General features: G+C 60.6%; 14 protein-coding genes and 1 tRNA gene. 8 read left to right on the plus strand and 7 right to left on the minus strand.

The features are described 5' to 3' along the window. Positions 1 to 186: 186 nt before the first annotated feature. The 3 genes from GGD50_RS13190 to GGD50_RS13200 all read right to left on the minus strand — a co-directional run bounded on the left by GGD50_RS13190 (position 187) and on the right by GGD50_RS13200 (position 7025). A complete protein-coding gene (locus GGD50_RS13190; protein ID WP_107109548.1) occupies positions 187 to 4374 on the minus strand; it encodes a translocation/assembly module TamB domain-containing protein in 4188 nt (1395 codons plus the stop codon). Positions 4375 to 4437: 63 nt separating this feature from the next. Continuing rightward, entirely contained in the window at positions 4438 to 6363 is a 1926-nt protein-coding gene (locus GGD50_RS13195; protein ID WP_181316106.1) for an autotransporter assembly complex protein TamA, read from the minus strand. Positions 6364 to 6728: 365 nt separating this feature from the next. Then, entirely contained in the window at positions 6729 to 7025 is a 297-nt protein-coding gene (locus tag GGD50_RS13200) for a YMGG-like glycine zipper-containing protein (RefSeq protein ID WP_104824564.1), read from the minus strand. A 301-nt stretch (positions 7026 to 7326) separates the two neighbouring features. Here GGD50_RS13200 and GGD50_RS13205 point away from each other — a divergent pair, with 301 nt between their 5' ends. The 4 genes from GGD50_RS13205 (at position 7327) to hemA (ending at position 12490) form a co-directional block, all read left to right on the plus strand. Further along, positions 7327 to 7815 (plus strand): (2Fe-2S)-binding protein, encoded by a 489-nt coding sequence (locus GGD50_RS13205; RefSeq protein WP_107109546.1) that lies wholly within the window; start codon positions 7327 to 7329, stop codon positions 7813 to 7815. 83 nt (positions 7816 to 7898) lie between these two features. Next, positions 7899 to 10244, plus strand: coding sequence for a xanthine dehydrogenase family protein molybdopterin-binding subunit (locus tag GGD50_RS13210; RefSeq protein ID WP_107109545.1), 2346 nt, complete (start codon positions 7899 to 7901; stop codon positions 10242 to 10244). Between the two features lie 20 nt (positions 10245 to 10264). Beyond that, positions 10265 to 11059: an FAD binding domain-containing protein gene (locus GGD50_RS13215; protein WP_107109544.1), complete on the plus strand. Its 795-nt coding sequence runs from the start codon at positions 10265 to 10267 to the stop codon at positions 11057 to 11059. A 219-nt stretch (positions 11060 to 11278) separates the two neighbouring features. Next, on the plus strand, positions 11279 to 12490 hold the full coding sequence (gene hemA, locus GGD50_RS13220; RefSeq protein WP_107109926.1) for a 5-aminolevulinate synthase: 1212 nt from the start codon (positions 11279 to 11281) through the stop codon (positions 12488 to 12490). A gap of 82 nt (positions 12491 to 12572) precedes the next feature. Here hemA and GGD50_RS13225 read toward each other — a convergent pair whose 3' ends face one another. After that, complete coding sequence (locus GGD50_RS13225) at positions 12573 to 13487, minus strand: pyridoxal-phosphate dependent enzyme (RefSeq protein WP_107109543.1); 915 nt, start codon at positions 13485 to 13487, stop codon at positions 12573 to 12575. Between the two features lie 128 nt (positions 13488 to 13615). Then, on the minus strand, positions 13616 to 14809 hold the full coding sequence (gene dxr, locus GGD50_RS13230) for a 1-deoxy-D-xylulose-5-phosphate reductoisomerase (RefSeq protein ID WP_107109542.1): 1194 nt from the start codon (positions 14807 to 14809) through the stop codon (positions 13616 to 13618). Between the two features lie 200 nt (positions 14810 to 15009). Between dxr and GGD50_RS13235 the strand changes: the two genes are divergently transcribed. Further along, positions 15010 to 15276 (plus strand): BON domain-containing protein, encoded by a 267-nt coding sequence (locus GGD50_RS13235; RefSeq protein ID WP_107109541.1) that lies wholly within the window; start codon positions 15010 to 15012, stop codon positions 15274 to 15276. A gap of 537 nt (positions 15277 to 15813) precedes the next feature. Further along, positions 15814 to 16452, plus strand: a complete 639-nt coding sequence (locus GGD50_RS13240; RefSeq protein ID WP_107109540.1) for a hypothetical protein — start codon at positions 15814 to 15816, stop codon at positions 16450 to 16452. A gap of 513 nt (positions 16453 to 16965) precedes the next feature. Here the strand turns inward: GGD50_RS13240 and GGD50_RS13245 are convergent. After that, positions 16966 to 17042, minus strand: a tRNA-Arg gene (locus GGD50_RS13245). Between the two features lie 119 nt (positions 17043 to 17161). Further along, a complete protein-coding gene (locus tag GGD50_RS13250; RefSeq protein ID WP_107109538.1) occupies positions 17162 to 18322 on the minus strand; it encodes a M20 aminoacylase family protein in 1161 nt (386 codons plus the stop codon). Positions 18323 to 18537: 215 nt separating this feature from the next. Between GGD50_RS13250 and GGD50_RS13255 the strand changes: the two genes are divergently transcribed. Next, entirely contained in the window at positions 18538 to 19704 is a 1167-nt protein-coding gene (locus GGD50_RS13255) for a D-alanyl-D-alanine carboxypeptidase family protein (RefSeq protein WP_107109537.1), read from the plus strand. A 13-nt stretch (positions 19705 to 19717) separates the two neighbouring features. Beyond that, on the plus strand, positions 19718 to 20920 hold the full coding sequence (locus GGD50_RS13260; protein ID WP_107109536.1) for a CobW family GTP-binding protein: 1203 nt from the start codon (positions 19718 to 19720) through the stop codon (positions 20918 to 20920). The last annotated feature ends 22 nt before the right edge of the window (positions 20921 to 20942 follow it).

Raw genomic sequence — 20942 nt, forward strand, 5'->3', positions numbered from 1 at the left:
TCCAGCCCCTTCGACAAGCTCAGGAGGCTTCCGCACCTCAGGGTGAGGACTGATCTTTTGCGCGCGCCCAAAACTCTCTCCACCTCACTCTGAGGTGCTTTGACGTTTGAGCGTTAGCGAAAGCGGCAAGGCCTCGAAGGGCGAGGTGGCCGCGGATCGGCTTGAAGAGAAAGTCGCGTGAGCCCTTCAATACTCATGCTCATAAACAATCCCGGCTTCGCCTGCGCCATCCGAGCCGGCTGCGCCCCGCAGCTTGACGCCGCGTCCGACGTCGAGGTTGATGATCGCCTTGGTGTTGTTGGAGGCGCCCTGCTGCAGCTCGATATAGGTGCGCTTGTTCAGATATTTGCCGGCGCCGACCTGGGCCTGGCCCTTCGAGTCGGTCGTGATGTCGAGATCGTCGACGCCGAGATGGCTGCGCAGGCCCTCGAACAAGGAGGTGGAGCGGCCGCCGGCGAGCTGGCTTGCGGCATCGGCAAGCTGGGCGATCTGCAGGGCCGAAAGCTTCGACATTGATTGGCCGAAGATCAGTTGCGCCAGCACCTCATCCTGCGGCAGGGCAGGCGAGGAGGAAAAACTGATTTTCGGGTCGGTCGCCAGACCCGTGACGTCGACGGTGATGGTGGTGGAATTCACGCTCGACGTCGCTTCCATGTCGAGGGCGGGCGTCAGGTCGCCACCAAAGGTGATCTTGCTGGAATTGGTGAAATCCAGGCGGCGGCTGAGGATGGTCAGGCGCCCGCGCCTCATGGTGAAACCGCCGGAGACGATCGGATCCGCTGCCGTGCCGCGCACAGTGATGTTACCGCCGAGTTCCGCATCGATGCCGCGACCTCGGACGAAGATCTGCGAGGGCGCGTCGAGTTGCAGGTCGATGCCGAGAGTGGTGGACTTATCGCGCGGGCCTTGCGGCTTCTGGTCCCTGAACTGGGCGCTGACGGCGGCCGGTGCGTTCCTGTGTTTGATATTGATCTCGGACAGCGAGGCCGGCAGCTTTTCCGGCACGGTGATCGATGCCTTGCTGAGCTTCAGACTACCGGTGAGCACCGGTGCAGTCAGCAATGGACCCTTGATGGCGAGCGTACCGTTGATGGTCGCAGTCACCAGCGTGCCGTCGACATAGGTGGCATCATTGAATTTCAACTGGATATCGGCGGGAAAGCCGCTGTCCGGAGCAATGCCGACCGTGCCGCTTGCCGATACGCTGCCGCCGCTGGCGAGATTGCCATTGAGCCGCGAGATCACTGCCTGTCTGCCGTCGAGCGTAATGCTGACGGCGAGGCCGTTGAGGGTGAGGTTGCGGCGGACATCGACGAGCTTGGAGCCATCGGTGGAGATGGTGCCGGTGACGGCGGGTGCCGCGGTCGTGCCGGCGATCTGAATATCGATCTTTGCTGCGCCCGTCATGCTGAGACCCTGCGCGGCAAGCTGTCCGGCCACCGCGTCGAAGGGCAGGGTGCCGGAGAATTTCATCGCCAAGGCCTTGTTGCCGGCAACGGCGACAGTGCCGCCGCCGTTGAGCGCTAGGCCATTCTGGCCCGTGAGGTTCGTGTCGATGGTGACGCTATTGTTGGCGAACCGGCCGTTCGCCTTGATGCCGAGCGGGCCGAGGCCGGCAGATTTCGTCTGGCTGGTCGCCGCACCCGACCAATTGGTCTGAAAGGCGACGACGGGTGCTGCCGGCTTGCCGGTCACCGTCACCTTGCCGGAAATCGCGCCTTCTGCCGCAAGCGTCGGCGCGAAGACATTGGCAAGGCTGGCGGGCAGGTTGGCGATCTCGGCGGTGATATTCAGCATCTGTCCGGCCGTGCCGCTGACCGTGACCGAGCCGCTGCCGGTCCGGATCGTCAGGCCGCTCAGTGTTGCCGTGCCGTCCTTGACGACGATCTTGGTCGGCGATGCCAGCTTGACCGGGATGGTGCGCGGCGCGCCGGCGAAATTGTCGAGGCTGACGACCGTCTGGCCGCCGCCGGTTTCGACATTGCCATTGGCGGTCAGCGGCGCATTGTCATAGTTCGATTTGAGATCGAAAACCGTGCGGTTGCCCTGCTGCGTGAACGTCAGCCCGAGATCGGTAATGCGGTTGGCGCCGGAGGCGATGGCGTCGGCGCGGATGCTGCCATTGGCAGAAAAGGCCTTGAGATCATCGACGGTCAACGCGATGGCCGGTTTGGTGATCGAGAGATCGTCGCGGCGGATGCCGTTGCCGCTCGCATCGACCTTCAGGCCGATCTTGCCATTGGCGCTGGAGAGATCGATCGAGCCTTTGAGATCGCCGTCAGCCTTCTGTCCGGCCAGGGCGGCAAGCAGGCTGAGGTCAGGCAGATTGAAGGTCAACGCGCCTGAGGGTTCGAAACTTGGCGAAAGATCCAGATTGCCCTGCAGCTTGTTGGCGCCAACTTCGACGGCGAGCTTCGGAACGCTGGTGCGGCCGTTCTGCGAGGTCGCATCGGCTGTAATGCTGATCGGTTTGCCGTCGATGGCGCCGTTTGCCCGTACACTCGCCTGCGGCGCATTCGGATCGGCGGTTCCGGTGAGCGCTATATCGAGCGTGTCCAGCAGGCGGCCTGCCAACTTGACGTTGACGGCCTTTACCGTCGCGTCAATGCCGAGCGCGGCCAGCGGACCCTTGGCCTTGAGGCCGATGTCCGCCTGTCCTTCGGCATTCGGAACGAGCTTGGAGAGATCGAGCAGTTTGCCGGTGATCTCCGATGTCAGAGTCTGGCCATCGAGCGCGGCACTGCCGTTGATTTCGCCGACATTGGATTTCAGGGCCAGGTTGGAGAGATTCATCTTCGTCGGCACCGTGCCGGCGACCTGGCCTTCGAGTGAAATCGTCCCCTCGAACTTATCGGACACTCCGTCCGGCAGTACGGCGGGCAGGGCAAAGATCTTGAAGTTGCCGGTGAGCGACTTCGACGACAGTGTATATTTGCCATTGACGGTGCCGCCGATGCTGGCGCTTTCCAGCGTCGTATTGTTGAAGCCGATCGTGTCGGGAGAAAGCTGCAGGGGCGCCGTCAGCGCGACCGGCGCGCGGATCAAGCGGTTGAGATCGGGGCTGATGAACGCGGTCTGGCCGACCACGAGGCGAAGCTGCAGCGGGCCGGAGCCGCTGGTCAGGTTGAAAGCGTCACTCTTGGCGCTGAGGTTCACCTGGCCGATATGGCCTTGTGGCGTGCTGGCGCTGTCGAGCGAAGCCTTGGCGTCGATCTTCACCGCCTGCGCCTGGCCCGTCAACGCGACATCGATACGCGAGATCATCGCCCGTGCCTCACCGCCTTCCATCGGCCAGCGGAAATCCACAGGCCCTGATGTGCCGAGCAGGTTGGCGTTGAGGCTGTTGTTGCCGGCGGGATCGAGCGTGCCGGAGGCGGCGATGACGACACTGCCGGTGGCGAGATTGCCGGTCTGGATGTCGATCTTGCCCTTGCCGTCGAAGGTGGTGGCAAGGTCGATCGTCGTCTGGCCGGTGAAGAGGGGTCGGAAGGTCGGCGGCAACAGCGAATCGACGTCGCCGCCGCCTTTGACGTCGATATGATGCAGCCCGTCGGCAGAGATGGCGTGACGGCCATCGATCGATACCGTCGGTTTGCCGTCGAGCGCGGCCTGCAGTTTGCCGGCCCAGTTCGACAAGGGGCCTTCGCCGGAGAGGTTGATATTGATCGCCGGGCCACCCGGCAGATGCAGCATTCCGGCGAGCATGCCATCGCGCGGTTCGGCGATTTCGGCCTTCAGGTTCAGGCGGTTTTCGGCCGGAGCAAAGGCAATATTGGTGGAGAGCTTGGCATCGGGGACATCCTGGCGATTGGCATCCAGGATGAGGTCGACACTGCTGCTGTTCGCCTTGACGCTGCCACTGGCGGCAAGCGCGAAATCCTGGCCGGCAACGGCCTGCCCGATGCGAAGATTCGGCAAGGCGATGGCGCCGATATCGACAGCGATGGGCAGAGAAAAGCCCTTGCTTTCAGTCGTCGCCTGCGGCTCCGCCGACGCTTTTGCCGTGGAAACCGGCAAGCGCTGAAAATCGACGGCGTCGGCGGCAACGCGCTCAGCATGGAACGTGCCGGTCAGCAGCGAGATCGGCGACCAATCGACGGCGAGATTCTGGACCTTCGCGAACGTGCCCTTGGTATCGGCAACCGCAATCGAACCGACACGGAGGTTACCGGTCAAGAGGCCAGACGGCGCGGCAATCGTAATGGTCTGGTCAGGCGTCGAGACGAGCTTTGCTACCTGATCGACGGCATAGCTGCTCGCGGCCGGCACAAAGCCGACGACGAGCACGGCGGCGATCGCGAGCACGAGGACTGCCACGACCGCATAGGCGATGAGGCGCACCAATCTCCCGACAATTCGAATCAACATGCTCATGAGAGCGACAGTAACCTCAATTTTTCTAACCGCGTGCTGAACCGTCTGCGACTGTACGGCTTGTCAGAAGGCCTGACCGATGCCGGCATAGATGCCGTATGCCGTACCGTTCTCATATTTCCTGAGAGGGACGGCGACGTCGAGCCTGATGGGACCGAAGGGTGTAGCGTAGCGCACACCGACGCCCGCGCCAATGCGAACATCGGAAAAGTCAGGAAAAGTGCTGCCGGTGACGCTGCCCATGTCGACGAAGGGCACGATGCCGATCTTGTCGGTGATCTTGACGCGGGCTTCAATGGAGGCAGTGGCATAGGAGCGGCCGCCGAGCGCATCGCCATTGGAGTTATAGGGTGTGATTTCCTGGTAGGCGTAGCCGCGCACCGAGCCGCCACCGCCGGCATAGAAGCGCCGGGTCGCCGGAATATCCGAGATACCGTTGGAACCGATCAGCGAGCCGAGGGAAAGCTTTCCGGCGAAGACGACATTATCGTTGGCGCCGACGCCCTGATAGCCGGAAATCGAGCCCTCGAAGGAGCTGAACACCGTTCCGCCCATTGTTTCATAGCTCGGCTTGGCGCTGATCGAGGCGCGGTAGCCCTCGGTCGGATCCAGCTTGTTGTCGCGCGTGTCCCTGACATATTCCAGCGGGATCGCCAGCGTCAGAAATTTCTGATCGCCATAGGCGTCGGTGGTGTCTTGCTCATAGCTCACTTCGCCGCCGCCGGAGACGGTATCCTGATCTGACAGCTCGTAGGCAAGGTCGGCGCTCGCAGTGACGGTATTGGCATCGTAGGCGTCCGGATGCAGGCTTTGCATCTTCAGGCCGGCGGTGAAGGTTGCCGAGGGATAGAAGGTCGCGGGCCGGACATAGGTAATGCCGGCGCTATAGTCGAGTTGGCCGACATCCGTCGTTTCGCCGATACGGGAAACCGATCCTTCGATGCGCAGCGAATCCGCCCGGCCGGTCAGGTTGCGATGGCCCCAATAGCCCTGGACGCCGAAACCGTCGATGGTGGAATATTGCGCGCCGACGCCGAAATAGCGCTGTTTGCCCTCGGACACTTCGATGGTCATGGGAATGCTGCCGTCCGGGGCGAGTTTGTCGGCCTCGCGGATGGTGACACTGGAAAAGACGCCGAGCTTGCGCAGGCGGTCGGATGCTTTCTTCAGTTCGTCCGGCGAATAGGGCTTGCCCTCATTGATGCGGGCATAGCGCTTGATGAAATCCGGATCGACCGATTTCTGGCCGCTGACGCCGACATTGCCGATGGGCGCCATGGGACCACTTTCGACGCTCAGCGAGACATCGACCCTTTGGGTGTCGTGATCGGCGACAACATCGCGCTTGATCAGGTTGGCGAGCGGATGGCCCTGGTTCTTGAAGTCGGCAACGATCTTGTCGCCGGCCTTCAGGATCGTCAGTGAGCCGGCATCGCCGCCGGGCACAAGCCCATAGCTGGCGGGATCGAGGCTGCGGGCGTCGCCGAGCAGGCTGATCTTGCCGAGCGTGAAGATCGGGCCGGGATCGACGCTGATGGTGACGGCGACCGGTTTCGAACGGCCGAAGGTGGGATTGGGCGGCAGCGCATCGAGATTGGTGCCATTGATGGTGATGGTGACCACGCCGCCATAGCGCGCTTTTTCATAGAGAGTGGCGATCAACCGGTCGCGATCATCGCGCGCCTTGATGACGACGCCGAGATCGCCGGAGACTGGTTTCTTCTTGTCCGAAACCAGCATGGAGCTCTCGGTCAGAGCCTCCTTGAGATCCTTGTCGAGATTATCAGTCTTGAAATCGACGGTGTAATGGACGGGATCGGAAACCTCATCCGTCGTATCGTCCTCGCCCCAAAGCGTCATGCCGAACAGCTTGAAGGCAAAGGCGTTTCCGGCATAGAGCGGGCCGAGCACAATCGCTGCCGCAACCGCCATTACGGTGCCTGCTCGCCGATACGCAATACCCTTCCTCGGACCAGTTCTTTTATGCATACGCCGCTTTACGGTTATATAAGAACTTTCTCAGTTTGGCGTTTCCCCCAGGTTAACGCGCGGGCACCATAGAGGCAAAAGCGTCCCGCGTGTACCTTTTTAGACTCAAAAACATGCAAAAGACCGACGCGGAAATGAAAAATCCCGGATTTTCGTCCGGGACTTAGGGCTGTTTCAATGCTCTTTAGGGAGCAAATGGCGGTCGTCGCTCCCATGGTCATTGCTTCGATCCAGCGTTGAAATTGGCGTCATTTCCCTTGGTACGACGTCCGCTTTGCACCTCTTACAGATGAAAAGGCGGTGAGCCGGAATCAAAAAGTCCCGGACCTCAGGCCCGGGACTTCGGTATCTCAATTCGTATTGGATCAGTAACCGCCGCCATCATAGTAGCTGCGACGATAGCCGCCGCGCGGGCAATCGTCGATGTAGCGACGGCCATAGCGGTCACGGTAGTAGCACTGGCCGGGCTGTTCGGCGACGCTGCCGATTACCGCACCCGAAACACCGCCAATCGCGGCGCCGACGGCTGCACCGCGGACATTGCCGGTAACGGCGCCGCCGATGATGGCGCCGGACGCAGCGCCGATGCCGGCGCCTTGTTCAGTCGGGGTGCAGCTTGCGATAGACAAGCCGACCAGTGCGAGCATAAGAGCTTTCTTCATTTAATTCTCTCCAACGTTAGTTAAGCCGGTACCCCCGGCCAACGCCGTCCCCAATTTTTCCAGCTCCACCGCGATGGGCTGTCCTTGCAGTCCTGCAGCTACGAAGAAATATCGTGCAAAATATGTTTGTCTACTGGGCACTTGCGGTTTTTTTGGTGCTAAACTTGCTGTTTCTGCATTCAGTAAACAAAAGGAAGCGGGCGGGAGAAAAATCCGCAGTCTTTCTAAAGTAGAGGTTGATCGCACTACAAAAAAGTCAAATGATGGCTGTTGCCTCTGGAGGAGAGGCGAGGAGGAAAATATGTCAAAAGTGACGTTGACGGTGAACGGCCGGACGGTCAGTGGCGAATGCGAGGATCGCACGCTGCTCGTCCATTTCATCAGGGAAAAGCTTGGCCTGACGGGAACCCATGTCGGCTGCGATACGACCCAATGCGGCGCCTGCGTGATTCATATGGATGGCAAATCGGTCAAGAGCTGTTCGGTCCTGGCCGTGCAGGCGTCGGGCTCGGATATTACAACCATTGAGGGTCTAGTCGCCAATGGCGAATTGCATCCTGTTCAGGCTGCCTTCAAGGAGCATCACGGCCTGCAATGCGGCTTCTGCACGCCCGGCATGGTGATGACGGCCGTCGACATGATTAACCGCCATGGCGGCATGCTGGACGAAGAAACGGTACGTGCCGAGCTCGAAGGCAATATCTGTCGCTGCACCGGCTACCACAATATCGTCAAGGCAGTCCTTTCTGCCAATGCTGCGATGCACGCCGCCAAGCAGGCGGCCGAATAAGATTTCACCGAGATTGTCTGGCGAACGCCAACGACCGTTATCTTGGCGGATTGCCGACCCCGGAACCCCAATGGGAGGATATCATGGGCGTTGAAGGCATTGGTGCGCGCGTCGCGCGCAAGGAAGACAAGAGATTTCTGACGGGCAAGGGGCGCTATACCGACGATATGATGGCGCCGGGCATGAAATATGCCTATTTCGTCCGCAGCCCGCATGCGCATGCGAAGTTCACCGGCATCGACGCCTCGGCCGCTTTGGCCATGCCGGGCGTGATCGGCGTACTGGACGGTAAGCAATTGCTGGCCGATGGCATCGGCAATCTCATCTGCGGCTGGATGATCCACTCCAAGGACGGCACGCCGATGAAGATGGGCGCCTGGCGGCCGCTGGCGGTCGATACCGTGCGCTATGTCGGCGATGCCGTGGCGATCGTCGTGGCCGATTCGCTGGGCGAGGCCCGCGATGCGGCCGAAGCCGTCGTGGTGGACTATGAAGAGCTTCCCGCCGTTATCGAGGCGGTCGAAGCGCTGAAGCCTGGCGCGCCGCAGCTTCATCCGGAAGCGGCCGGCAATTTGATCTTCGACTGGGAACTCGGCGACGCCGCCGCAACCGACAAGGCGATCGTCGAAGCGGCCCATGTCACGGAGCTCGAAATCCACAACAACCGCCTGTCGCCGAATGCCATGGAGCCGCGCGCGACCCTCGGCATCTATGATGCCGGCGACGATCACTATACGTGCTACACCACCAGCCAGAACCCGCATGTGGCGCGGCTGGTCATGAGCGCTTTCTACAATGTCGCGCCGGAAAACAAGCTGCGCGTCATCGCGCCGGATGTCGGCGGTGGCTTTGGCTCGAAGATCTATATCTATCCCGAGGAGATCGTCTGTCTCTGGGCGTCGAAGAAGACCGGTGTGCCGGTCAAATGGACGGCCGACCGCACCGAGGCATTCCTGACCGATGCTCACGGCCGCGACCATGTCTCCAAGGTGAAGATGGCCTTCGATGCCCAAAACCGCATCACGGCGTTGAAAGTCGATACCATCGCCAATCTTGGCGCCTATATGTCGCTCTTCTCCTCGTGCGTGCCGACTTACCTCTATGCGACGCTGCTATCGGGCCAATATGCGATCCCGGCGATCCACGCCAATGTTCGCACCGTCTATACCAATACGGTGCCGGTCGATGCTTATCGCGGTGCAGGGCGTCCGGAGGCGACCTATCTTCTGGAGCGCACCGTCGAAACGGCGGCGCGCGAACTCGGCGTTTCACCGGCGGAACTCAGGCGAACCAATTTCGTCCGCTCCTTCCCCCATCAGACGCCGGTCATCATGAATTATGACGCCGGCAACTACGAGGCATCGCTGGATGCCGCCATGGAGCAGGCTGATTGGAACGGTTTTCCCGCTCGCAGGACCGCGGCGGAGGCGCGCGGCATGAAGCGCGGCATCGGCATGAGCTGCTATATCGAGGCCTGCGGGCTCGCGCCTTCTCAGGCGGTCGGTTCGCTCGGCGCCGGTGTCGGCTTGTGGGAATCGGCGGAAGTGCGGGTGAATGCCGTCGGCACCGTCGAGGTGCTTACCGGTTCGCACAGCCATGGCCAGGGTCATGAGACGACATTCGCACAGCTCGTCGCCGAACGGTTCGGCGTGCCGATCGACAGCGTGTCGATCGTTCACGGCGACACCGACAAAGTGCAGATGGGCATGGGCACCTATGGCTCACGCTCCGGTGCGGTCGGCATGTCCGCCGTGGTGAAGGCGCTCGACAAGGTGGAAGCCAAGGCGAAGAAGATCGCCGCGCATCTGATGGAGGCCGACGAGAGCGATATCGTCATTGAGAACGGCGAGGTCAAAGTCGCCGGCACCGACAAGTCGCTGCCCTGGTTCCAGGTGGCGCTGGCGGCCTACACTGCGCATAATCTCCCCGCCGGCATGGAGCCGGGCCTGAAGGAAACCGCCTTCTACGATCCGGCCAACTTCACCTTCCCGGCCGGCTGCTACATCTGCGAAGTCGAGGTCGATCCGGAAACCGGCAAGACCGACATTATCCAGTTCGTCGCTGCTGACGATTTCGGCAATATCATCAATCCGATGATTGTCGAAGGTCAGGTGCATGGCGGTATCGCGCAGGGTGTCGGTCAGGCACTACTCGAGGCCGTGCATTACGATGCCAACGGCCAGTTGCTGACGGCGAGCTTCATGGACTACGCCATGCCGCGCGCCGACGATCTGCCGTCCTTCAATCTGTCGCATCAAAACACGCCCTGCCCGAACAATCCGCTAGGGGTCAAGGGCTGCGGCGAGGCGGGCGCCATCGGCTCTCCGCCGGCGCTGATCAACGCCATCACCGATGCGATCGGCAATAATGCCCTGGCCATGCCCGCCACGCCGCTGAAGGTGTGGGAAGCGGCACGGGTCGTGGCCTGAGACAAGGGGAGGAGAAAACCATGTATGCAACCAACTATCACCGCGCCTCCTCGGTCGACGAAGCCGTCAAGCTTCTGTCCGGTATGCCGGAGGGCAAATATGTCTCCGGCGGCATGACGCTGATCGCCACCATGAAGCAGCGTCTGGCTTCGCCGAGCGATCTCGTCGATCTCAGGCATATCCCGGCGCTGAAGGGCATCCGCGTCGATGGTCGCAGGGTCACGATCGGCGCTGCGACGACACATGCGGAGGTCGCCTCCTCGGCGGCGATTCGCGCCGTCTGCCCGGCGCTCTGTGATCTTGCCGGCATGATCGGCGATCCGCATGTCCGCCATATGGGCACGATCGGCGGCTCGGTCGCCAATAACGACCCGGCGGCAGACTATCCTTCGGCCATGCTGGGCCTGGGGGCTACCATCGTGACCGACCGGCGTCAGATCGCAGCCGATGATTTCTTCACCGGTCTGTTCGAAACGGCACTGGAAGAGGGTGAGCTGATTACCACCATCACCTTCGAGGCGCCGGAAAAGGCCGGCTATGCCAAGTTCCCCAATCCGGCTTCGCGCTACGCCATGACCGGCGTTTTCGTTGCCAAGGGAGCGGACGGCGTGCGGGTCGCAGTCACCGGCGCTGGTTCTGATGGCGTGTTCCGTCACGGCGGGATGGAGCAAGCGCTCGCGGCGAACTGGTCACCGGATGCGGTCGCCAACGCGGCCGTTGATTCGTCGACGCTGCTGTCTGATCTGCATGCCACGGCCGAATATCGTGCCAATTTGATCAAGGTCATGGCCAAGCGCGCGACCGCGGCAGCATAAAATTCGCGCGGAAAATGCCGGAAGGGCGGCTCGGCCGCCCTTCCGGTTTCAGCTATTCCGGAGATGGGGCAAGATTGTCAATTCTCGGTGATTGACAATTGTTGTCTGGAATTGTTCAAAATTAAGGGCCATTTGCCGCAGCGAGTGCTAAAGCGATGCGGAGGGGTTGACGTGCAGATCGGCAATCATGAAAACGGTCGCATGGTACTGGAGCAGATGATGGATTTCGAAGCATTTTTCAAAGGCGAATTGGGCGCGTTGCATCAGGAAGGCCGCTACCGCGTGTTCGCCGATCTGGAGCGTCAGCGCGGCAGCTTTCCGCGTGCGACCTGGTATACGCCGGAAGGCTCCAAGGACGTCACGGTCTGGTGCTCGAACGACTATCTCGGCATGGGCCAGCACCCCAAGGTGATCGAAGCGATGAAAGAGGCGATCGATCACTGTGGCGCGGGTGCGGGAGGCACCCGGAATATTTCTGGCACCAACCACCACCATGTTCTTTTGGAGCAGGAACTTGCCGATCTGCACGGCAAGGAATCCGCGCTGATCTTCACCTCCGGCTATATCTCCAACTGGGCGACGCTCGGCACGCTCGGCGCCAAGATCCCCGGGCTGATCATCTTCTCGGATGCGCTGAACCACGCCTCGATGATCGAGGGCATCCGTTATGCCAAGTGCGACAAGGTCATCTGGAAGCACAACGACCTTAATGATCTCGAAGCCAAGCTGAAGGCCGCCGATCCGAAGGCGCCGAAGCTGATCGCCTTCGAGAGCGTCTATTCGATGGATGGCGATATCGCGCCGATCAAGGAGATCTGCGATCTCGCCGACCAATATGGGGCGATGACCTATCTCGACGAAGTGCATGCCGTCGGCATGTATGGCCCGCGCGGCGGCGGCATTGCCGAGCGCGAAGGGCTGATGGACCGGCTGACGGTGATCGAGGGCACGCTCGGCAAGGCCTTCGGCGTCATGGGCGGCTATATTGCTGCGTCGACCGCACTTTGCGATTTCATCCGCTCCTTTGCCTCCGGCTTCATCTTCACGACATCGCTGCCGCCGGCCTTGGCGGCGGGTGCCGTCGCCTCGATCCGGCATCTGAAGGTCAGCCAGTTCGAACGTGCCCGCCATCAGGACCGGGTGCGCCGGCTGCGTACCCAGCTCGACGCTGCCGGCATTCCGCATATGCCGAACCCGAGCCATGTCGTGCCGGTTTTGGTCGGCGATGCTGCCAAGTGCAAATGGATCTCGGACCTGCTGCTCGATATGGGCGTCTACGTCCAGCCGATCAATTATCCGACCGTGCCGAAGAAGACCGAACGCCTGCGCATCACACCGACACCGCTGCATTCGGATGCCGATATCGAGCATCTCGTCGGCGCGCTGCATGCGCTCTGGTCGCGCTGTGCGCTCGCTCGCGCGGTGGCGTAAGTAAAAGCTTACATTTTTGTTCTTTGGTCAGGGCGCGGAAATGTTGTTTCCGCGCCCTGACTTTTTGAATTCTGGGTGATGATCAGGATGCTTGCCAGGCCTGTAGCTGAGCGAGCGAAGCCGTCGCCCCGCCGCAAACCACGATGAGGACTCGCTCATAGCCTGCCAATCGATCGGCATGGCTATAGGCGACCGCCAATGCTGCGCCACACGCCGGCTCCACGAGCACGCGATGATCGTCGAGGACGCGCATACACGCGTTAACGGCAGCGCGATCGTCCACGACGACGCTCTCGACGGGTAGGGTCTGAGCGATCTCAAAGGCGCGCTGGCTGACTTTTCGGGCGCCAAGCGAGGTTGCGATGCTGGTGATGGCAGGCAGTTCGGTGAGTTTGCCGGCCTTCACGGAGGCTGCGAGGGACGCCGCGCCTTCGGTTTCGGCCGCTATGATCGGGACGCCTTTAAGGCCATTGCGGTCAAGCCCTTCCGCAACGCCAGCCAGAAGCCCGCCGCCGCCGACCGAAAGAACGACCGCGTCGAACGCGACGCCAGCGTTGACGACCTCGTCGATGATCGTCGCATGCCCAGTCCACAGAAGCGGATCGTCAAACGGGTGAATGAATGCGGTTTCCGCATCGACTGCCTCAAGCGCGCGCTCGTTGGCCTCCTGCCAGGACGCGCCATGGACGAAGACCTCGGCGCCCTCCTGGCGGATCAGCGATTTTGCCCGTTCGGTCGTCGTCTGCGGAACGAAGACCGACACCGGGATCGAGAGGCGGCGTCCGGCATAGGCCACCGCAATGCCGGCATTGCCTCCGGAAGAGGATACGAAGCGGCGCTTTCCGTTTCTGGCGTGATGCTCACAGGCCGCCCCTATGCCGCGGATCTTGAAGGAGCCAGGGGGCTGGAGCGCATCCATCTTCAACCAGACGGATCGGCCCGACGCCAGGCTTAGGGAAGGGGATTCGAGCAGCGGAGTTTCGAGATGCAGTGCCATGGAATGCCTTCTCCGGAACGCGACGTTGGTGATCTCCATCAAATATGTTGAAAGAGCCTCGCCAACAAACGAATTCGCAGCTCCGGGCAGTCATCCGTTTCCGGCTTACGCGGCTTCTCGCGAGCGGGTTAGGCTGCCTTTTCCCTTTGCGCGACAAGCGCGCTGGCGCGGCTGCGGGCTTCATCGTCGGCGGCAAAGACCGCATCCATCGTTTCGGCGCTGCCGACCCCGATCATCTGGTCCATGACCGCTTCGGCGATGTCGGCCATTTCGAGGAAGCCGATGCGCTCGTCCACGAAGGCCTGGAAGGCAATCTCCTCGGCAGCATTCATGACGGCGCCCTGCAGCCCGCCGCGTTCCAGCGCGGTGCGGGCAAGACGCAGTGCGGGGAAACGAACCTCGTCCGGCGCTTCGAAATCCAGCCGGGCCAGTTTTGCAAAATCCAGCCGGTCGACATCAAGCTTCGGTCGGGACGGATAGCTCAGCGCATAGCCGATGGCCGTGCGCATGTCCGGACAGCCGAGCTGCGCCAGCACGGAGCCGTCCGTATAGCCGACCATCGAATGGACGATGGATTGCGGGTGGACGATAACTTCGATCTGATCCGGGCCGACATTGAACAAATGCTTGGCCTCGATCATCTCCAGCGCCTTGTTGAACATCGAAGCGCTGCCGATGGAGATCTTCAGGCCCATCGACCAGTTCGGATGCGCGCGCGCGGTCGCTGCCGTGACATTGGCCATCTGCTCGCGCGACCATGTGCGGAAGGGGCCGCCCGAGGCTGTGAGGATGATCCGCTCGACCGCATGCTGTTGGTCGTCCTCGAGCGCCTGGAAAATCGCGCTGTGTTCGCTGTCCACCGGTATCAGCCGTCCGCCGCCTTCGCTGACGGCACGCACGAAGAGTTCGCCGGCGGAAACCAGGCATTCCTTGTTGGCGAGCGCGATGTCGGCGCCCCGGCGCGCGGCCTCCAGCGTCGGCGCAAGCCCCGCCGTGCCGACGATCGCCGCCATCACCCAATCGGAAGGGATGGAGGCAGCCTCGAGGAGAGCGTTCCTGCCGGCGGCTACGGCAATGTCGGTTCCGGCGAGCGCCGCCTTGAGGTCCTGATAGCGCTCCTCATTGGCCGTGACGGCGAGAGCGGCGCCGCAGGCTTTCGCCTGGCTCGCCAGGAGATCGATATTGTCATGCCCGGAGATTGCGGCGATATCGAACGCTTCGCGTCCGCCCAATTGGGCGATGACGTCGAGCGTGTTTTGTCCGATCGAGCCGGTCGAACCCAATATCGTCAGGCGGCGCGGCGCCTTGCTCCCGGTGGTCATTCCAGTATCCGCATCTTGCTGTGATTGCCCATGGCTCTACAGGGGATCGCGGGAGGCGGCAAGTCCGCAGCTCTGTCGGCGCATTCTTCCCCGGTCCCTTCGCGCTGGAATCTCTGGCATTAACGGCAATTTTCGGGCTACTAATGAACCAATACGCAGATACCGCGTTTTCCATCCTGCAGAGGCGCAGGAGAAGGGCAATGGTTTTCAAAGCGGCTACGTTTCACGGCCTAAAGCCCGAAATAGAAAGCGAAAATGCCAAACGCTCGGCGCTGGAATCCACAGTCGCCAACGCCCTTGCTGTCGCCGGCGGCCTCGACGCCTCCGACGTCACCGTGACCGCCGTCGGCCAGGAAATCCGATTGGACGGAACGGCGGCAACTCCGCAGGAGGTTGAACGGGCGACTGCAGTGGCGGAGGCCGTGCCGGGGGTCAGGCTGGTGCGGAATCGGATTTTGGTGGGGTGAGTTTACAAAGGTAGCGTAGATTTAAGGCCCTTCGCATTTTAACTCAGCGTAGAGCGCAAAATCGCGCCGGTCTGTCGAATCGTGCGGCCTATGCAGGACGTCGCCACAAAGCGCAGTGTCTCAAATGCGGGGATGAAGCGATGGATATCGCGAGGCATGGGCCTTCCTCGTTTCTTGTTTGCCGCCGCCTATTTGTTCTTATTATGTTCCTGTGCGCGATCGAGTCAATATCGATGCGCCCTGAGTTTTGGCGCCGCACGGTTTTACAGCCCTATTGGTATCAAAGGGCTTTTTCGTTCACGAACGGGCGAGTTTTACATCTAAGTGCAGGCGCCATAGAGAATAAGTCGAGCTTCCCAAGCTGGCGCTCGAAAGGAGCCCTTGCAACTTGAGCAATAATCTATGCGTATGCTGCACGATATGAACCTGACTCGCGCCTAGCTTTTCGAGGTCTTTATCTTAAGAAGTCAGGTATTTTGAAACTCGATTATCTATTGTCACCTGGCAAATTTGCGCGTGAAAGAAAGTGCCTCTCCGATGTGGTTTCAGATTCTCGGTGCTGTGATCGTTGTTGTAGCGATAGGGATTTATATTGTTTTTCTATTCAGAGGGAAAAAGGTAGGAAAAGCGGAAGCATCTCTATTAGGTATGATGATCCTCGTCGGATTTGGGATGATGTTGTTGGACAGGATAACTGAGTTCAAGGTGTTAGGTATCGGAACGATTAAAGCAGCAACCGCTCAGGCATCAGTCGATGCTGGCACAATCCAAGCTTTGAAAACTCGAGTCGAAAATCAATCTGCGACAGTAGATGCCGTGGCAGCACAGGCCAAAAATGCGGCCGGCCTTTCGAATAAGGCCGCCTCCCAAATAAACGCCGCCGATCAGAAGCTCGCTGATCTCAATGCCACTCTTTCAGCGGCGAAGGTCACCTTGGAACGTCTTCAAAAGGATGCGGACTTCGGGAATGTGATTCAGCAAGCGCAGAACGATGATCGCGGCGCCTTTGACAAGCTTTCTTTAATCGCTAACGACCAGAGCAGCCCTATGCGAAACGGGCTGACGCCGCTCAGAACGTTATCACGGATGCTCACAGCCAAGGGATTTACGAAACTAACCTCCAACTCCCTTGGCCAACTGACGTCGAGCCTGACATCCTATCCATCGGTACTTTGAAATCAATTTTTTTTGGCTCAACGGCGGTTCCTCTCAAACCTGCACTGATCGAATTTATCAATAACCGTAGTGATATACCAAAACTTGAGAAGCTGGATTTCTTTATCGAGGTCATGAAAACCGATGCAAGCTTGAAGGCAGTCGAGTACGCGGGTCGGTACTTCACGATGGACACAAATCTGAAAATAAAACCGTTGGCAATCGACTACTTGCTAAACTGGTGGTCAGAACACCGCAAGGACTACGAAAATCCTGCGCCGGAACCGAAGTAGCCATTTGGCAAAACCGCGCTGACAGGCATATTTTTTGAGAATCGCGTCAAGCTGTTCGCGGATGCCGCAGCCACCGTTCCATGTGCAGTCGCTCAAGGCCGTCAGTGCACCAATTTCATGTGCCAATCATGCGCCACCGAATTCCCGCTAACGTCCGAAAACGCCTGTAAATGCTGGTAATTCTGGTAAATTGATGGCGCACGAAAGCCGCATCGAAACTCATGCTAGTTATTGAGGATATTGGTGATCCCGACGCGATTCGAACGCGTGACCCTCAGATTAGGAATCTGATGCTCTATCCTGCTGAGCTACGGGACCACTGAGATTGATCCATACAAAAGCAAGGGCCCGAAGCCAAGCCCTTTTCCCGTCTCGGAGACAATCTGCTTTTGCCGGGCCGTGCGCCATGGTCAGGCGCACGGAAAGATGGTGGAGGCTCAGGCGTTCAGGCGTTGTTCGGCGAGGCGCACCCAATAGGAGATGCCGTGGGCGATGGCTTCGTCGTTGAAGTCGTAGGCCGGGTTGTGCAGGCCGGCGGTGTCGCCGTTGCCGACGAAGATGAAGGCGCCGGGGCGGGCGTTCAGCATGTAGGAGAAATCCTCGCCGCCCATCATGGGATCGATGTTCGGGATGACATTGGCAGTCCCCGCGATGTCGCTTGCGGCGGCAATCGCGTGCTCGGTCTCGTCGGCGTGGTTGACGGTGACCGGATAGTTGCGGTGGAACTGGATATCCGCCTCGGCATCATGGCTGGCGGCGATGCCGCTGACGATCTGCCGGAAGCGGCGCTCGGCGAGGTCGCGGATTTCCGGATCGAGCGTGCGTACGGTGCCGACGAAGCTCGCGTCGTTCGGGATGACATTGTAGGCGTTGCCGCCATTGAACTTGGTGACGGAGACGACCACCGATTTCAGCGGATTGGCACTGCGCGAGGCGATGAGCTGCAGGTTGGTGACGATCTGCGCGCCGATGGCGATCGGGTCGATGGTCGTGTGCGGCATGGCGGCGTGGCCGCCGCGCCCCTTGATGGTGACGGTGAACTCGTCGGTCGCCGCCATGATCGCGCCCTTGCGGATGGCGAACTGGCCGACCGGCAGGCCCGGCAGATTGTGCATGCCGTAGACTTCCTCGATGCGGAAGCGCTCCATCATGCCGTCCTTGACCATGGCATCGCCGCCGGCGCCACCCTCTTCGGCCGGCTGGAAGATGACGGCGATGTTGCCATTGAAATTGCGGGTTTCGGCAAGATATTTCGCAGCACCCAGCAGCATGGCGGTGTGGCCGTCATGGCCGCAGGCATGCATCTTGCCGGGTGTCTCGGAAGCCCAGGGCTTGCCGGTGATTTCGGTGAGCGGCAGGGCATCCATATCGGCGCGCAGGCCGACGGTACGGCCTTCGCCCTTGCCGCGGATCAGGCCGACGACGCCAGTGCGGCCGATGCCGGTGACGACCTCGTCAACGCCAAATGCCCTGAGCTTTTCTGCCACGAAGGCAGCGGTGTTTTCCACCGCATACATCAGCTCAGGCCTCGTATGGATATAGCGGCGCCATTCCGTCACTTCGTCCTGGAGTTCGGCGGCTCTGTTCAAAATCGGCATGCTGATTTTTCCTGCTGCTCAATATCGGATTCGGGTCTAGCAATTTGATCCGACACAACCCTCAACATCACATCGCACTTTTTTATGCCGTGCGCGTGATCACAAGGCTGTGATCGGTTGGCAATAAACTCGTCAATCGCCTTTGCCTTCTCTTAGCCATATAGGTTAAATAGGGGGAGCTTTCGAGAAAATTCCGGACTTCTGAAGGATTGACCGTGCTGACGAAGCAGAATCGTTTGTATGCCGCCTTGCGGCTGGTTCCCATGGCCGCCGCCGCATCCATGCTTTTCCTGTCGACCGCGCATGTGGCCGAAGCCAATCCGCATATCCTCGTCGATGTCAGCAGCGGCCGGGTGCTCGATCATGAAGACGCCTTCCGCAAGTGGTATCCGGCTTCGCTGACCAAGCTGATGACGGTCTATGTCGCCTTCCGTGCCCTTCAGTCCGGCCAGGTCACGCTCGATACGCCCGTTGTCATGTCCAAGCTTTCCTCTTCGCAGCCGCCCGCGAAGATGTATTTCAAGCCGGGCCAGAAGCTGACGCTCGACAATGCGCTGAAGATGATGTTGGTCAAATCCGCCAACGACCTCGCGATGGCGATCGCGGAGACGGTCGGCGGTTCCGAGCAGGGTTTCGTCGCGCGCATGAACGCGGAAGCCGCCCGCCTCGGAATGCGTGACACGCATTACATCAATCCCAATGGCCTGCCCGGCAAGGGCCAGTACACGACAGCACGCGATCTTGCGGTCGTCAGCGTGGCGCTCCGCCGCGAGTTCCCGCAATATGCCGGCTATTTCTCGCTGGAAGGGTTCACCAACGGCGTCAAGCAGGTGCCGAACATCAACATGCTCATCGGTCGCTTCGATGGCGCCGACGGCATGAAGACTGGTTTCATCTGTGCTTCCGGCTTCAACCAGATCGCCTCGGCCACACGCAACGGCCGTACGCTGGTCTCAGTCGTTCTCGGAACGGACAGCCTTGCCGCACGCGCCGATGATTCCGCTAATTTCCTCGAAAAGGGTTTCGAGAACCAGTTCTCCGGCCGGGATACGCTGGCAAGCCTGCAGCCCTATGGACAGGGCCAGGACGAGGTTGCCGACATCACCGCCGACATCTGCAGCGCCAAGGGCGCGCAACACCGCAGCGAGACCCGCGATCCCACCGGCCGCACCAAGGTGCAGTCGCCCTATATCCATGAAATGGATCACGAGCCGAATTTCGTCTATGCCGGCCTGATCGGCGGTCAGGACGTTGCCACCGCAAGCAAGGGCGACAAGGACGATGTGGCGGCGAAGGGCGACAAGGCCGTGAAGGGCGACAAAATTGCCGTTACGGGCGGTGTCACCGGTATTCCCATCCCCATGCCGCGTCCCACTTACTGATCGGACCTGAACCATGAGCGTTCCGCAGGAGAGGGTGCCGGTTTCGATCCTGACCGGTTTTCTCGGAGCCGGCAAATCGACATTGCTCAATCGCATCCTCAAGGACGCGGAGATGCGGGATGCGGCTGTCATCATCAATGAGTTCGGCGATATCGGCATCGACCACCTGCTGGTCGAAAGCTCCGGCGATGCCATCATCGAGCTCTCCGATGGCTGCCTCTGCTGCACGGTGCGCGGCGAGCTGGTGGATACGCTCGCAAATCTGATGGACGCTATGCAGACCGGCCGCATCCGGCCGCTGAAGCGCGTCGTCATCGAAACGACCGGCCTTGCCGATCCGGCGCCGGTGATGCAGTCGATCATGGGCAATCCGATCATCGCCACCAATTTCGACCTGGATGGTGTGATCACCGTCGTCGATGCGGTCAACGGCTTGCAGACGCTCGACAATCATGAAGAGGCGCGCAAGCAGGTCGCGGTTGCCGACCGGCTGATCATCTCCAAGACTGGCCTGGAAGGCGCTGCCTCCCTCGGCATGATGGAGGGACGGCTGCGGGCGCTCAATCCGCGGGCGCAGATCATGAATGCCGACAGCGAAGCGGCCGGCCGCGCCGCCATTCTCGTCAACGGGCTCTACGATCCGGCCTCCAAGATCGCCGATGTCGGCCGCTGGCTGCGCGACGAACTTGAGGCTGATGATGATGACCATGATCACGAACATGGGCATGACGAGCCCGGGCACGATCACGATCATCATCACGGCGGCCACGGCCATCATCGCCATGGCCACCATCATCATGGCCATCGGCATCAGCACGCCCATGATGTGACCCGTCACGGCGAGTCGATCCGCTCCTTCTCGATTGTCGAGAGCCAACCGATCGATCCGATTGCGCTGGAAATGTTCATCGACCTCCTGCGTTCCGCGCATGGCGAGAAGCTGCTGCGGATGAAGGCGATCGTTGCCATGTCCGACAGGCCGGAGCGTCCGGTCGTGCTGCATGGCGTGCAGAATATCTTCCATCCGCCGGTGCGCCTGCCCGCCTGGCCCAATCCCGACGACCGGCGCACGCGCATGGTGATCATCACCAAGGATCTGCCCGAAGACTTCGTGAAGGGCCTGTTCGACGCGTTCCTGAGCAAGCCGCGTGTCGACACGCCGGATAGGGCGGCGCTGCAGGACAACCCGCTGGCGGTGCCGGGGATGCGGTTTTAGTTTCACTCCGATGAGATCAAGC

The sequence above is a fragment of the Martinezella paranaensis genome (genome assembly GCF_014200235.1).
GTDB classification, from domain to species: Bacteria; Pseudomonadota; Alphaproteobacteria; order Rhizobiales; family Rhizobiaceae; genus Rhizobium; species Rhizobium paranaense.